This window comes from Brevundimonas sp. (assembly GCF_036732845.1).
In the GTDB taxonomy this organism is placed as follows: Bacteria; Pseudomonadota; Alphaproteobacteria; order Caulobacterales; family Caulobacteraceae; genus Brevundimonas.
In genome coordinates this window covers 24,911-39,103 of sequence record NZ_DAINBO010000011.1, presented here as the reverse complement: position 1 = coordinate 39,103, position 14,193 = coordinate 24,911, and the positions used below count along the sequence as shown (strand labels likewise).

Below are 14,193 nucleotides of genomic sequence, written 5' to 3'. Positions count from 1 at the left end.
CTTTTCCTCTTTTCACCGCCCCCGCCTTATCCGCTCCGCCTTCTCCGCCGCCGCCTCCGCCCGCCACCGCTTGGGCGCGGCCTTGTCCACCTCTTCGTCCGCGCCGGTCAGGGCTTCATTGGCGAACTCCAGGTCCAGCAGTTTCATTTTCTTGATCTCGTCGCGCAGGCGGGCGGCTTCTTCGAACTCCAGGTTGGCGGCGGCTTCGCGCATCCGGCCTTCCATGTCCTTCAGCGCGGCCTGGAAGTTGGAGCCGGTGAAGGGTTTGGCCTCTTCCGCCACGCCGGGGCGGGTCAGCCGGTCCAGGGCGCGGCTCTCGTACGGACTGGCCAGAATCTCCTTGATGTCGCGGCGCACGGACTCGGGCGTGATGCCGTGGGCGGTGTTGTAGGCGACCTGTTTCTCGCGCCGGCGTTCGGTCTCGGCCATGGCCCGCTCCATCGAGCCGGTGATGCGGTCGGCGTACAGGATGACGCGGCCGTCGATGTTGCGGGCGGCGCGGCCGATGGTCTGGATCAGACTGGTTTCCGAGCGCAGGAAGCCCTCCTTGTCGGCGTCCAGGATGGCGACCAGGCCGCATTCGGGGATGTCCAGCCCCTCGCGCAGCAGGTTGATGCCGATCAGCACGTCGAACGAACCCAGCCGCAGGTCGCGCAGGATCTCGATCCGCTCCAGCGTGTCGACGTCGGAGTGCATGTAGCGGACCCGCACCCCCTGTTCGTGCATGTATTCGGTCAAGTCCTCGGCCATCTTCTTGGTCAGGACGGTGACCAGGCTGCGATAGCCGTTTCGCGCGACCGCCTTCACCTCGTCGATGACGTCGTCGACCTGGGTGCGGGTGGGGGTGGAGACGGGGCGCACCTGGACCGGCGGGTCGATCAGGCCGGTGGGGCGGATCACCTGTTCCACGAAGACGCCGCCCGACTGTTGCATCTCCCAGGTCTGGGGCGTGGCCGAGACGTGGATGGTCTGGGGCCGCATCGCCTCCCATTCGTCGAACTTCAGCGGGCGGTTGTCGATACAGCTTGGCAGGCGGAAGCCGTATTCGGCCAAGGTTGATTTGCGCCGATAGTCGCCGCGATACATGGCGCCGATCTGGCCGATGGTCACGTGGCTCTCGTCGACGAACAGCAGGGCGTCGTCGGGGATGTATTCAAAGAAGGTGGGCGGCGGCTCGCCGGGCGCGCGGCCGGTCAGCCAGCGGGAATAGTTCTCGATGCCGGCGCATGACCCGGTGGCCTGCATCATCTCCAGATCGAAACGGGTGCGCTGCTCCAGACGCTGGGCCTCCAGAAGCTTGCCGTTGGCGACCATCCAGTCGAGCGTCTCCTTCATCTCGGCCTTGATGCCGTCGATGGCCTGGTTCAGCGTCGGGCGCGGGGTGACATAGTGGCTGGCGGCGTAGACGGTGATCTGGTCCAGGTCGGCGGTCTTCTTGCCGGTCAGGGGGTCGAACTCCTGGATCGCCTCGACCTCGTCGCCGAACAGGCTGATGCGCCAGGCCCGGTCCTCCAGGTGGACGGGGAAGATTTCCAGGGTGTCGCCGCGCTTCCTGAACATCCCGCGCTCGAAGGCGGCGTCGTTGCGCTTGTATTGCAGCGCGATCAGATCAGCCCGCAGCTTGGTCTCGTCGACCGCGTCGCCGACCTTCAGATCGAAGGTCATCGCCGTATAGGTCTCGACCGAACCGATGCCGTAGATGCAGGACACGGACGCCACAACGATGACATCGTCACGTTCTAGTATAGCGCGTGTCGCCGAATGGCGCATTCGGTCGATTTGCTCGTTTATCGAGCTGTCTTTCTCGATGTAAGTGTCTGTTCTTGGGACATAAGCTTCGGGTTGGTAGTAGTCGTAGTAGCTAACGAAATACTCGACCGCATTGTCGGGAAAGAAGGCCTTGAACTCGGAATAGAGCTGGGCCGCCAGGGTCTTGTTGGGGGCCAGGATCAGGGCCGGGCGCTGGGTCGCCTCGATGACCTTGGCCATGGTGAAGGTCTTGCCCGAGCCGGTGACGCCCAACAGCACCTGATCGCGGTCGCCGGCCTTCGCCTGGGCGACCAGTTCGGCGATGGCGGCGGGCTGGTCGCCGGCGGGGGTGTAGTCGCTGACCAGACGGAAGGGGATGTGGCGACGCTTTTCGGGGCGCGACGGGCGGTGCGGGGTCCAGTCGGCGGGTGCGCCGGGCGCTTCCTCCGGCGTCAGACGCGGGCCGGAGACGGGCGCGAAGGGTGTGCCGGTTTCGGCCATGCCGGGGGCGGACCTGGATTTGCCGGAGGGAGAACGAGTCATGAACGGAATGTAGGTCCGCGGGCGCGTTTCCGCCATAGGGCGCGAACGGGCGGTGCGGTGGCCAGGCCAGCCGCTTGACTCGCTCACACAGTATGCGTCATACACTGTGTGTCACACACTATGTGACGACAAGTGAGGACACGCCGTGGGCGAGACCGATCTTTATGAGACGCTGCGGCTGGAGCTGAGGCGAGGGTCGCTGGTGATGGCGGTCCTGGCCCGGCTGCGAACCGAGCAATACGGCTATTCGTTGCGCGTCGCTCTGGGCCAGGACGGGCTGGAGATGGAGGAATCGACCCTCTATCCGCTGCTGCGCCGTCTGGAGAGCCAGGGGCTGCTGGTCAGCGAATGGCGCGAGGAGGAGAAGCGCAAGAAACGCTTCTATCGCCTGTCGGACGAGGGCGAGGCGGTGCTGACGCGCCTGCACGCCGAATGGCGGCGGATTTCGGATTCGCTGGAGCGGATCCTGTGAACACGGACAATCAACGAGGGGGCGGGGCCATGACCCTGATCGATCAATATCTGGCGGCGGTGGCCGCCCAACTGCCGCGCGACAAGCGTGAGGACATCACGGCCGAACTGCGCGACGCCTTGATGGAACGCGTCGAGGCGCGCGAGGAAGAGCTGGGCCGGTCGATGACCGAGGCCGAGACGGAAGGCCTGCTGCGCGAGTTCGGACACCCTCTCACGGTAGCGGCGCGCTATCGCGGCGGGGCCGAATATCTGATCGGGCCGGAGCTGTTCCCCTATTGGTGGTTCGCGGTGAAGGCGGCGCTGCTGATCCTGGGCGTCGTGGTCCTGATCGGGGCGGTCGCCAGCGTGGTGATCGGCGAGGCGGACATTCCCGACGCCATCGCCGACATCTGGCGCGGGCTGCTGAACGGCGGGGTGATGATCGTGGGCGCCGCGGCGGTGGCGGGCTTCATCATCGAGCGCCAGCCGAACAAGCCCGAGTTCATGACCGAATGGCGGGTGAAGGATCTGGAGGTCTTCCGGGTCTGGTCGCTGAACGGCGATGGGCTGAAGGAGACGCTGGGCGCGGCCTCGGCGGGGGCGGCTCCGGTTCGCAAGGACCGCAAGGGCGGCGTGGTGGCCGGCGCCCTGTGGCACGTGGCGTGGTTCGGCGTCTTCCTGCTGTGGTGGGTCGGGGCGTTCGAGCTGGGCGGTCTGAACCCGCAGCAACTGCTGGCGGCCTTCGGCTCGATGTTCCCCGGCGTGGACTATGGCGAGGCCCTGAGCGGTCTGGTGCGGCCGCTGTACTGGCCGGTGATCGCCTATTGCCTGGCGCGGATCGCGCTGGAGCTGGTGCGGGCGGCGGCGCCGGGCGCGGTGCGTCCCGCGGCGCTGGGCGACCTGATCATGGCCTTCGTCGGCGCGGGCTTCCTGTACTGGATCTGGACCCAGTCGGCCCTGGCCCCGGCGGCACAGATCGACAGCCTGGGCGGGCTGGTCGACCGGACGGTCGATCTGTTCCAGGGCCGGTTCGACCTGGCCCATGTTCTGGTGCTGATCCTGATCTTCAACGCGATGGACATCATGGGGCGGGTCTTCGGCGCCCTGCGGCGGCTCTCGACCGGCCGGGCGTAGGGACGGGACCGAAAACCGCGAGACGCGGCGGGCGGCGCGAGGCAGGATGGGGCGATGATCCCGCGCCTGACCCTGACCGCCCGCCCCAGTCCGATCGGGCCGCTGGCCCTGGCCTTCGACCCGGATCGGCGACTGCGCGGCGTGTCGTTCGGCGAAGGGCTGGAGCGGACGATGCGCCGCGAATATCCGGGCGCGGCGATGGAGGCGGGCGACGCGCCCGAGGAGGCGAGCGCCCTGATCGACGGCTATTTCGCGGGCGACCTGTCGGCCCTGGGCCGGGTGGTCTGGTCGCTGGAGGGCGCCGCCGGGGGCGACGGCTTCAACGGCCGGGTCTGGCGCTTGCTGGCTCAGGTTCCGGCGGGCGTCACCCTGAGTTATGGCGAGACGGCCAGGCGGGCGGGCGAGCCGGGCGCGGCCCAGGCGGCGGGCGTGGCCCTGAACCGCAATCCGATCCCGCTGGTTCTGCCGTGTCACCGGGTGGTGGGGGCGGACGGCGCCATGGTCGGCTTCGGCGGCGGACTGGAGCGCAAGACCTGGCTGTTGCGCCACGAGGGCGCATTGCTGCTTTGAAACAAACGGGCTTGACAGCGGTGTAACCCATAGGTGATATGTCACCCACAGGTGACATGGAGGCCGCCGTGGGCGATACGCTGGAGCAGAGGGAAGAGAAGCGCGAGACGCGCAACGGCCTGGGCCGTTTCGTCATGGGCCTGGGCGTCAGCCTGATGGCCGCGGGCGGGCTGATGCGGTTCGACGGCCCGGCGTCGCATCCGACGGCGGCCGTCTGGATGATCGGCGTCGGGGCGCCCGTCGCCCTGGTCGGCGCCCTATGGGCGTGGCGCAATCGGGCGGGCCAGGACGCGCGGACGCTGGGCGCCTCGACCGGGGTTGTCGAACGGGCGCACCGCAACCGCTCGATCATGCTGACCCTGTCGCCGGTGTTCATGCTGTTGTTCGGTCTCATCTCGATCGACGCGACCGGCAAGCTGCTGGCGGGCGAAGGCGACAACATGGACCGGCTGATGATCGGGGCGGTGATCGCCTATGCCTGGCTGGGACCGCTGATCGTCTTGGGCCGGGGCGGGCTGACGGCGTCGCAACGGCGGCTGCTGGAGGACGAGCTGACGCGCCATCACCGGGCCTTGGCGGTGGCGACGGGGCTGGTCGTGTTGATGGCCGGGGTCTCGGCGGTGATCGTGGTGGGGCTATGGCGGCCGGACTGGGGGGTGCGTCTGGCGCCCCTGGTGATGTGCGCGGCGGGGGCGGCGACGACCCTGAGGTTCGGCTGGCTGGATCGGAAGGCCGGTCAGGATGGGTGAACTGCGGCTGGGCATACGGCTGAAGGATGTGCGCACGGCGGCGGGCCTGACCCAGGCTGAACTGGCCGAACGGGTCGGCGTGTCCAGAAAGACGGTCAATACGGTCGAGAACGGCGTCTTCGTTCCCTCGACGCCGCTGGCCCTGGGGCTGGCGCGGGCGTTGGGGGTCAAGGTCGAGGACCTGTTCTGGCTAGAGGATTGAAAATGGCGGGATTGGACATGAACGGGTCGGAGCTGGAGCGCCAGGAGCGGGCGCGGCTGGGTCGGATGAAGGGCGGAATGCTGTTGCTGGCCGTCGGCGTGGCCGGCATGGGCCTGGGCGTGCTGGCGAGCGTCCGCGCGGTGACGGACGACACCTCGGCGGGCGTGATCACGGGCGTGGGTCTAGGCCTGGCGGTGATCGGCGTCTTGCTGACGTGGCTGTACAGGCCGGGCGATCAGGCGCGGCGTCTGGCCCAGGCCGGCGGCGCCAGGGACAGGGCGCAGCGTGACCGGGCGCGGATGCTGGCGATCGTGCCCTTCTCCATGGTCGCCTTCGGAGTCCTGGCCGTGAAGGCGGTCGGCGAGGTGCAGAACGGCACGGCGGGTCTGGGGGACGGGCTGATGGTGTTCTGCGGTCTGCTGTACGGCTGGCTGGGACCGCTGGTCGTCATGGGCTGGGACGGCCGGTCGTTGAGGAATCGCCGACTGCTGGAGGACGAGCTGACGCGCCATCATCGGGCGCGGGCGGTGATCCCGGCCTTCATCCTGTTGCTGACGCTGATGACCGGGCTGGTCGCCGTTGGGCTGTGGCGCAGCGACCTGGCGGTCCAGTTGGCGCCCCTGGCGATCTGCATCTCGGGCGCGGCGGCGGCCCTGCGTTTCGCCTGGCTGGAAAGACGGGCCGAGGCCGACGGCTGATCCGCCGTTTCTGGGGCATGATTTCGCGGTGGCGCGGCGAACGGCGTCCGCCTAGCCTGATCCGATGAACACCATGCCCCGACTCCGTTTCCTGCCGCCGCTGAGCATTCAGGTTCTGCTGGCCCTGGTCATCGGCCTGGCCGCCGGGGCCGCCGCCCAGAGCTGGGGCCTGCCCGGCGGAGAAGCGACGGCGGGGGGCGTCGCCGCCCTGGGCGCCCTGTGGCTGAACGCGCTGAAGATGACCATCGTGCCGTTGGTCTTTTCGCTGTTGGTCACCGGCATCGCCTCCATCGCCGACGCGGCGCGAACCGGGCGGCTGGCGGCCAAGGCCATAATGTGGTTCGCCATATTGATCACGGCGGCGACGATCTATGCGGTGCTGGCGAGTTTCGGACTGCATCAGATCTGGCCGATCGACCCGCAGGGCGGGGCGGCCCTGATCGCGGGGGCGCCGGCGACGCCCGAAGGCCTGTCGGGCGGCGCGCCGTTCAGCGACTTCGTCAAGACCATCGCCCCGGCCAATCCGATCCGGGCGGCGGCGGACGACGCCATTCTGGGGCTGGTGGTGTTCGCGGTCTTCTTCGGCTTCGCGGCCAGCCGCCTGCCCGAGAGCCAGCGCCTGCCGCTGGTCGGCTTCTTCGGCGCGGTGGCCGAGACCATGATCATCATCGTGCGCTGGGTCTTGCTGGCCGCGCCGCTGGGGGTGTTCGCCCTGGGCCTGGGCGTCGGCCTGTCGGCGGGTGTGGGCGCGGCCGGGACCCTGGCCCACTATGTCGCCCTGGTGGTGCTGGCCCAGGTGGGGCTGATCATCCTGATCTATCCGGTCGCCATCGTGTTCGGGCGGGTCAGCCTGGCGCGGTTCGCGCGGGCGGCGGCCCCGGCCCAGGTGGTGGCCTTCTCGACCCAGTCGTCGCTGGCCAGCCTGCCGGTGATGGTCGAGCGGGCGGTGGACTTCCTGGGCGTGGCGCGGCCGACGGCGGGGCTGGTGCTGCCGCTGGCGGTGGCCCTGTTCCGCATCACCAGCCCGGTCGCCAACCTGGCCGTGGTCATCTATTGCGCCCATCTGTTTGGGGTCGAGATTTCGATGGCGCACATCCTGGCGGGGATGCTGACGGCCATATTGGTCAGCATCGGTAGCGTCGGCCTGCCGGGTCAGATCTCGTTCTTCGTCTCCATCGCCCCGATCTGCGTGGCCATGGGCGTGCCGGTCGAGGTGCTGCCCCTGCTGCTGGCGGTCGAGGTCATCCCCGACATCTTCCGCACGGTGGGCAACGTCACCGCCGACCTGGCCGTGGCCCGCATCGTCCAGGGCGAGGATGCTGAGGCGGAGGTTTGACCTCATCGTCATCCTCGGGCTTGACCCGAGGATGACGGAGCTGGGGGACAGAGGCGTGCGTCATCACGGCGCGACGCGCCGTTCCCCTTCGACTCGCCCCTACCAGTTCGGGCTGGAATGCGCCGGGCCGCGGAAGACGGCGTTCAGGAACAGGCCCTTCAGCCCCTGAAGATAGCCGCGCGTGGTGATGTCCTGGGTGAAGGCGACGTATTGGCCGCGCCCGTTCTCGGCGACCATGGCGACCGGCTTGAAGGCCAGTTGACGCCGGTTCTCGGTCCAGAGCTGGCCCGAGGCCAACAGGGCGTCGGCGGCGACGAAGCGCACAGCGTTGACGCCCTGGTCGCGGCGCAGGGGCGTGTAGATGTCCGAACCGCCCGCCAGCACCGTCAGGCGCGGCGGCAGGCCTGCCCCCAGCCAGTGGTCGGGATCGACCGAGGCGTAGGCCAGGACGCCCGCGACGCTGTCGGGATTGCGGCGGTCGGAATGGATCTGCTCCAGATAGGCGGGTTCGGCCTCGATCAGGCCGCCGTCGACCACGGCCTTGTCGGACGGATCGTCGCCGCCCTCGCCCTCGATCACCGCGCGCTCGCGGCGGGCGGCCAGCATCTCGGCGCCGGGGTCGGCCAGCAGGCGGGTGGCCGAGCCGAGACTGATCAGCACGCCGCCGCGCGACACCCAGTCACGCAGATTGGCCACCCCGCCGTCGCCCAGCACGCCCTTATAGCCGCCGCCCGACGGCAGGATCACGACCTGGAAGCGCGACAGGTCGGCCTGGCCCAGGGTCTCGGTGCGGATGATGGTGATGGGATAGCCGTACTCGCGCTCCAGCATCCAGCGCACGGCGCCGGCGGCGGTGGGCGAGGCGGGGTTGTCCCAGGCCACGGCGATGCGGGGCGCGCGCAGGCGCACCACGTCGCCGCCGCCGAAGCTGGCCCCGGACTCGACCCATGAGGACTCGACGCCCGTGACGGCCGCGCCGGTCTGGGCCGCCAGCCGCGCGACGGTCGCGGTCAGGTCGCCCGGGTCGCCCGCGCGGGGCAGGATCAGGGTCCCGGCGGGCCAGGTGCGGCCGTTCTGGACGAAGGGCTTGTCGTTGGAGCGCACGTCCAGCCCGGCGCGCAGGGCCGCGGTCAGGAAATGCAGTCCGGCGTCGCCCGGCGCGACCAGATAGCCCCAGGCCGCGTCCGGCGCGGTCACCGGAACGGCGTCGAAGAACTCCGGTCCGCGCGCCTCGACGGCGACGGCGGGCGCGGCGGCGCAGCGCGGCGCCTCGATCCCGGCCATCAGCGGCAGGGACCAGGCGGTGACGTCATAGATCTCGTCGCCCAGGCCGCGCGCGCGACGACGCTCCTGTTCAGCCAGGAAGGCGGGGTCCAGCGGCACGTCGGGGTTCATCAGCACCTCGGCCATGCGGCGCTGGGGCTGGGCCAGGTTCACGACATAGTCGCCCGCCTGATAGGTCTTGCCGCAGGCGGCGAAGGCGGTGCGCGCGCGGCCGACCTCGACCCCCTGACGCACCAGCAGGCCCGCCAGACGGTCGGCGGCCGAGGCGTCGCCTGCGCGCGAGATCAGATAGGCCCCGCGTCCGGCCGCGCCGTCCACGTGATAGGCGTGAAAGTCGTTCAGCAGCCTTTCCCGATTTCTCGCGGCGGTCTCGATGGTGGCCAGGCTGGCGGTCAGGTGGCCGCGCACCGTGTCGGCATAGGTGAAGACCTCGCCCGAGGTGCGGCGCGCCGCCAGGCCCCGGCTGGACGCCTGCTCATAGGTCATGGAGACCGCGCCCAGATAGCCGGGCCAGCCGTCGCCATAGCCGGGATAGAAGGCGTCGAAGACCTTGCCGGTGAAATAGCCCAGGCCAGCCTGGTCGAAACGGGCGGCGGTGGCGCGGCCGAACAGGGCGCGGTTCTCCAGCGTGCGCGGATGGATCCACGGGTTCAGCGGCTGAGCCTCGGGCGGGAAGAAGAAGGTGTCGTCCGAACCCATCTCGTGGGAATCGACCACGACCTGGGGCCGCCAGTCGCGGATGGCGGCGGCGTGGCCCTGCGTTTCGGGCTGGGACTGGATGAACCAGTCGCGGTTCAGATCGAACAGGGCGTGGTTGAAGCGGCCGCCGGGCCAGTCCTGGTCACGCTCGACCGACAGGGGATCGGGATCGGGCGCCAGGCCGCGCGCCTGTTCAAAGCCGGCCAGGAAGCGTTCGCGCCCGTCGGGGTTCTGGGTCGGCACGAAGACCACGACCACGTTCTGAAGCCAGCCCTGGCCTTCGGGCGTGGTCAGCAGATGGCGGGCGGCGGCCATGGCGGCGTCGGCGGGGCTGATCTCATCGCCATGGACGGAATAGGCCATCCAGACGATGACGGGCATGTCGGCGATCAGAGCGCGGGCCTGGGCGGCGGGCGTCGCACGCGGATCGGCCAGGGCGCGCGAGGCGGCCTTGATCTGCTCCAGCCGGGCGATGTTGGCGGCCGATCCGACGGCGGCCCAGAACAGCGGGCGGCCCTCCCATGTGCGGCCGTATTCGCCGATGCGGACGCGCGCCGGATCGGCGGCGGCCAGGGCGTCGAAATAGCGCCGCACATCGGCCGAACGGGTGATCTCGGCGCCCGAGGCGTGACCGACGACGGTCTCGATGGACGGAAGGGTCTGGGCCTGGGCGGGCGCGGCGGACAGGATCAGGGCGGCGAGCGCCGGGACCAGCGACAGACGACGAAACATGGAGACCCTCGGATATGGGCGCGCACCCTAGACGGGGCGAAGCGGGGCGGGAAGGTGGGAGGCTGCTGGGGGCGTGGCGGAAGACTCTCCCTCCCCTTGATGGGGAGGGTGGCGCGAAGCGACGGGTGGGGTGAGACCACGCGCTCCGTCGTCGAAACCTTAGCCTGCGCCCAACTGAGAACCACCGCGCGCGAGGCTCGCCCCCACCCGTCTTCGCCTTCGGCTCAGCCACCCTCCCCACTCCGGGGGAGGGAGAAGGCGCGCGTGGTCTTCGTCGGCGCGGCGCAGTGCGCCGCGCCTCCATGTCCGAAAACCGCGAGACGAACCCGGCTTGCCCGCCTATCACTCCACCCATGGATACGACCGATCTGGATCAGGAGGCCTGCTATCGCGCCGTCGTCACGCGCGATGCGCGGTTCGATGGGCGGTTCTTCGGCTGTGTGAAGACGACGGGCATCTACTGCCGTCCGGTCTGTCCGGCGCGGACGCCCAGGCGCGAGAACATGATCTTCGTGGCCACGGCGGCGGCGGCCGAGGCGGCGGGGTTCCGCGCCTGCCTGCGCTGCCGTCCCGAGACGGCGCCGGACATGGGCGCTTGGCGCGGCACCTCCAACACCGTCAGCCGGGCGCTGTCCCTGATCGAGGCCGGGGCGCTGGACGCGGGATCGACCGAGGCCCTGGCCGACCGGCTGGGCGTCGGCGAGCGGCATTTGCGGCGGCTGTTCCGCCAGCATCTGGGCGCCGCCCCGGTCAGCGTGGCCCAGACCCGGCGCGTGCTGCTGGCCAAGGCGCTGATCCAGGAGACCGACCTGCCGATGGCCGAGGTCGCCCTGGCGGCCGGGTTCGGCAGCGTGCGCCGCTTCAACGAGACCTTTCAGGCCCTGTACGACCGGCCGCCCGGCGCCCTGAGGCGGCGCGGCGAGCGGGCGCCGGGGGCGGGGGTCAGGCTGAACCTGACCTATCGCGCGCCCTATGACTGGGACGGATTGATCGCGGCGCTGGCCGCGCGCGGCGACGCGGTGGCGGACGGGCGCTGGACCCATGTGCTGGACCCGGCGGTCGACGGCGCGAGCGGGTCGGTGGTCGTGGAGCGGGGGGCGGCCGATCCAGGGTCTGGCGGGCGGCTGGCGGCGACGGTCGAGGCGTCGGACCTGAAGGCCCTGCCCGGGGTGCTGGCGCGGGTGCGGCGGGTGTTCGACCTGTCGGCGGACCCCGAGGCCATCGGGCGCGACCTGTCGGCCGATCCGCTGTTGGCGCCCCTGGTCCGGGCGCGGCCGGGCCTGAGACTGGCGGGCCGATGGATCGACGACGGCGAGGACACGCCCAGCGACCGGGCGCCGAAGGACTGGAGCGCGGCCATGCTGGCGCGGGCGGAGAACTGGCGGCCCTGGCGGGCCTATGCGGCGGCGCATCTGGCGGCCGCCGGGATCGAGATCGAGGAGACGAGAGATGCGGCCTGAAATTTTGACCCTGGAACGCCTGCCGTCGCCGGTGGGCGAGGTGCTGCTGGTGACCGACGCCCAGGGCGCGGTGCGGGCGCTGGACTTCGCCGATTTCGAGGACCGGATGCGACGCCTGCTGGCCCGGCACGCGCCGGGGGGCGAAGTGGTCGAGGGCCGCGCCGACGCCAGGGCGCGGGCGGCGGTCGCGGCCTATTTCGGCGGCGACGCGCGGGCGTTCGACGGCGTGGCGGTGAAGACGGCGGGCACGGATTTCCAGGAGGCGGTGTGGGCGGCGCTACGCGCCATTCCGGCGGGCGAGACGCGCAGCTACGGCCAGTTGGCGGCGGCGGTCGGACGGCCCAGGGCGGTGCGCGCGGCGGGTGCGGCCAACGGCCAGAACCCGGTCGCGGTGCTGAATCCCTGTCACCGGGTGATCGGGGCGAACGGGACCCTGACCGGCTATGCGGGCGGGCTGGAGCGCAAGACGTGGCTGCTGGCGCACGAGGGGGCGGCGGTCGTCGCCGTTGTTGACGAGAGCGCATCCAGAGCGGCGTGATAGGCTCGCATATGGAGTAGATCGCATGACCAAGGGGTTCCTGGCGGCGGCCGCGCTGATGATGCTGACGGCGCCGTCGATCGCTTGCGCGCAGGACGACGACTGGGAGTTTCAGGAAGACCCCGCGCGGAAATTATCGGTCGCCGCCGTTCGGTACGAAGGCGGTCAGATGATTGTGCTTCAATGCGAAGACGGCAGGCTGAGATTGGCGGTGACCGGGTTGCCGCAATCGGATGCCCAAATCCACCTCACCGGGACACGGGTCGACGGCAGAAGCGCGGAGCAGGTCTGGGCGCCGATCGCGCCCGGCGTGTACCGCAGCGCCTCACCGGGTCGGGACGCGCGCTTTCTCCGTGGAGGCGGCGTCTATGCGATGAGGACAGGCCCGGATGCGACGACAGCGCTCAGCGCGAATTTCGACCTGCCCTCGGAGTCTGAAAACCTGGATCGGGTCCTGACCGCTTGCGGTTGGGCGTTGGAGGACGACCGCGACCTGTTGGAAGAGGCGGAGGAAATTCAGCTCGACCCGCCCCGCCGCGGCCGCGGCCCAGATGCATGGCCCTACCGACCGCCCGCCAATCCTGAGCATGAGGTCAGTTGCATCGTTCGCGGCATGCGTCTGCGGGATTGTCGCGCCGATCACCCTGCATACGTCAGGAACGACCACGTCAGGTCCCTCATCCGTTCGACGGAAGGACGTAAGGTGTATGTCGTGGAGGGCGTTGATGCGTCCGCGACCGAGGGCAAGGTCTTTCACGTCATAGCCAGCAACATGCTGCTGTTGGTGGCGCTCTCGTACGAGCCGTTATAGCGGATCGCCCCTTGCATCCCTCACCGATCAGCCTACATTCCTCCCGCTTATGCTAGATATGAGCATAAGGATTGAGCGGAGGCCGAGATGGCGGACGGAGGGTTTGGGTTCGGTGCGGATGTGGCCAAGGCCACCGATCACATCTGGCCCAAGGTGCGCGATCATGTGACGCCGCTGGAGTGGGCGCAAAAGGCCCCGCTGATCGCCGAGATCAACCGGCTGAAGGTCCAGCGCGACGCGGTCATCCTGGCCCACAACTATATGACGCCCGACATCTTTCACGGGGTCGGCGACTATGTCGGCGACAGCCTGGGGCTGGCGAAGGAGGCGGCGCGGTCGGATGCGAAGGTGATCGTCCAGGCGGGCGTCCACTTCATGGCCGAGACATCCAAGATCCTGTCGCCGGACAAGACGGTGCTGATCCCCGATCCGCTGGCGGGCTGTTCGCTGGCGGCCTCGATCACCGGGGCGGACGTGCGGCTGATCAAGGCGCGCTATCCGGGCCTGCCGGTCGTCACCTATGTGAACACCACCGCCGATGTGAAGGCCGAGACCGACATCTGCTGCACGTCCGCCAACGCCGTCCAGGTGGTGGAATGGGCCGCGCGCGAATGGGGCGTGGACCGGGTCATATTGATCCCCGACGAATATCTGGCGCGCAACGTCGCGGCCCAAACCGACATCGGGATCATCGCCTGGGCCGGCCGGTGCGAAGTGCACGAACGCTTTACCGCGCAGGATGTCGCCGAGATGCGCGCGGCCTATCCGGGCGCCCAGATCCTGGCCCACCCGGAGTGCCCGGAAAGCGTGCTGGAGGCGGCGGACTTCGCCGGATCGACAGCGGCGATGAACGACTATGTCGTGGCGAACCGGCCCAAGCAGGTGGTGCTGATCACCGAATGTTCGATGGCGGCCAATGTCGCGGCCGAGGCGCCGGAGACGAAATTCATCGGTCCCTGCAACCTGTGTCCGCACATGAAGCGTATCACGCTGGAGAACATCCGCGACGCGCTGTTGCACATGCGGTTCGAGGTGACGGTGGATGACGCCGTGGCCGAGCGGGCGCGCCGCGCCGTGCAGCGGATGGTCGATCTGCCGCCGCCCGCTGTTCCGGCGCGCTACGACCTGGTGCGGGCGCGCGGCCATCATCCGGCGGTGGAGCTGATCTGATGCACTATGTGGCGCCGGTGCGGGCGGTGGCGACGCTGGACCCGCGCACCCTGCGGCTATTGGCC

The 14,193-nt window shown here is 69.6% G+C and carries 13 protein-coding genes; 11 read left to right on the top strand and 2 right to left on the bottom strand.

Annotated elements, in window-relative coordinates:
- Positions 1–12: 12 nt before the first annotated feature.
- The gene (gene uvrB, locus V7D63_RS05975; protein ID WP_442882114.1) at positions 13–2,292 is read right to left on the bottom strand and encodes an excinuclease ABC subunit UvrB; all 2,280 of its coding nucleotides are present in this window, start codon (positions 2,290–2,292) and stop codon (positions 13–15) included.
- A gap of 205 nt (positions 2,293–2,497) precedes the next feature.
- Between uvrB and V7D63_RS05970 the strand changes: the two genes are divergently transcribed.
- The 7 genes from V7D63_RS05970 to V7D63_RS05940 all read left to right on the top strand — a co-directional run bounded on the left by V7D63_RS05970 (position 2,498) and on the right by V7D63_RS05940 (position 7,434).
- Positions 2,498–2,764: a PadR family transcriptional regulator gene (locus V7D63_RS05970; RefSeq protein ID WP_333591399.1), complete on the top strand. Its 267-nt coding sequence runs from the start codon at positions 2,498–2,500 to the stop codon at positions 2,762–2,764.
- Between the two features lie 29 nt (positions 2,765–2,793).
- Entirely contained in the window at positions 2,794–3,879 is a 1,086-nt protein-coding gene (locus tag V7D63_RS05965; RefSeq protein WP_333591351.1) for a hypothetical protein, read from the top strand.
- Positions 3,880–3,933: 54 nt separating this feature from the next.
- Positions 3,934–4,449, top strand: a complete 516-nt coding sequence (locus tag V7D63_RS05960) for a methylated-DNA--[protein]-cysteine S-methyltransferase (protein ID WP_333591350.1) — start codon at positions 3,934–3,936, stop codon at positions 4,447–4,449.
- Between the two features lie 68 nt (positions 4,450–4,517).
- Positions 4,518–5,198 carry a hypothetical protein gene (locus tag V7D63_RS05955; RefSeq protein WP_333591349.1) on the top strand — a complete coding sequence of 227 codons (681 nt, stop codon included), beginning with the start codon at positions 4,518–4,520 and terminating at the stop codon, positions 5,196–5,198.
- Positions 5,191–5,400, top strand: coding sequence for a helix-turn-helix transcriptional regulator (locus V7D63_RS05950; RefSeq protein ID WP_333591348.1), 210 nt, complete (start codon positions 5,191–5,193; stop codon positions 5,398–5,400). The genes V7D63_RS05955 and V7D63_RS05950 overlap by 8 nt, the downstream gene beginning before the upstream one ends.
- Positions 5,401–5,402: 2 nt before the next feature.
- Positions 5,403–6,098: a hypothetical protein gene (locus tag V7D63_RS05945; protein ID WP_333591347.1), complete on the top strand. Its 696-nt coding sequence runs from the start codon at positions 5,403–5,405 to the stop codon at positions 6,096–6,098.
- 73 nt (positions 6,099–6,171) lie between these two features.
- The gene (locus V7D63_RS05940; protein WP_333591346.1) at positions 6,172–7,434 is read left to right on the top strand and encodes a dicarboxylate/amino acid:cation symporter; all 1,263 of its coding nucleotides are present in this window, start codon (positions 6,172–6,174) and stop codon (positions 7,432–7,434) included.
- Between the two features lie 99 nt (positions 7,435–7,533).
- On the opposite strand, the gene V7D63_RS05935 is transcribed toward V7D63_RS05940, so the two are convergent.
- The gene (locus V7D63_RS05935) at positions 7,534–10,149 is read right to left on the bottom strand and encodes a M14 metallopeptidase family protein (protein WP_333591345.1); all 2,616 of its coding nucleotides are present in this window, start codon (positions 10,147–10,149) and stop codon (positions 7,534–7,536) included.
- 353 nt (positions 10,150–10,502) lie between these two features.
- Between V7D63_RS05935 and V7D63_RS05930 the strand changes: the two genes are divergently transcribed.
- From V7D63_RS05930 to nadA, 4 genes are all read left to right on the top strand, one after another.
- Positions 10,503–11,609, top strand: a complete 1,107-nt coding sequence (locus V7D63_RS05930) for a bifunctional transcriptional activator/DNA repair enzyme AdaA (protein WP_333591344.1) — start codon at positions 10,503–10,505, stop codon at positions 11,607–11,609.
- A complete protein-coding gene (locus tag V7D63_RS05925; RefSeq protein WP_333591343.1) occupies positions 11,599–12,147 on the top strand; it encodes a methylated-DNA--[protein]-cysteine S-methyltransferase in 549 nt (182 codons plus the stop codon). Before V7D63_RS05930 ends, V7D63_RS05925 begins: the two co-directional genes overlap by 11 nt.
- Positions 12,148–12,172: 25 nt before the next feature.
- Positions 12,173–12,958: a hypothetical protein gene (locus V7D63_RS05920; protein ID WP_333591342.1), complete on the top strand. Its 786-nt coding sequence runs from the start codon at positions 12,173–12,175 to the stop codon at positions 12,956–12,958.
- 87 nt (positions 12,959–13,045) lie between these two features.
- Positions 13,046–14,128 (top strand): quinolinate synthase NadA, encoded by a 1,083-nt coding sequence (gene nadA / locus V7D63_RS05915; protein WP_333591341.1) that lies wholly within the window; start codon positions 13,046–13,048, stop codon positions 14,126–14,128.
- The last annotated feature ends 65 nt before the right edge of the window (positions 14,129–14,193 follow it).